The sequence below is a fragment of the Oscillibacter sp. UBA6647 genome (assembly GCA_002455655.1).
Classification (GTDB): Bacteria; Bacillota; Clostridia; order Oscillospirales; family Oscillospiraceae; genus Oscillibacter.
Map to the genome: position 1 here is coordinate 2,087 of DKLF01000148.1, position 346 is coordinate 2,432.

General features: G+C 60.7%; 1 pseudogene. It reads left to right on the top strand.

The window, feature by feature from the left end:
• A pseudogene (locus tag B2W96_RS10990) lies at positions 1 to 346 on the top strand (methionine ABC transporter ATP-binding protein); the annotation flags it as partial.

Here is a 346-nt window from a genome sequence, read left to right on the forward strand (position 1 = left end):
CGAAGCCACCTCCGCGCTGGACCCCACCACCACCCAGTCCATTCTGGCGCTTTTAAAGGAGCTGAACGAAACCTTGGGCGTCACCGTGGTGGTCATCACCCACGAGATGACGGTGGTGGAGCAAATCTGCGACCGGGTGGCCATTATTTCCGACAGTCACATTGTGGAGCAGGGCGCGGTGGCGGACGTGTTCCATCATCCCCAAACCCCCGCGGCCCGGCAGCTCATCACGCCCCGTGGAGCCATTTCCGAAAAGAGCAAAATTCACGGTCCGCTGTACCGTATTACCTTTGACGGCAACACCTCGGACCAGCCCATTGTCTCCGGCATGGTCCTCGCCAGCGGT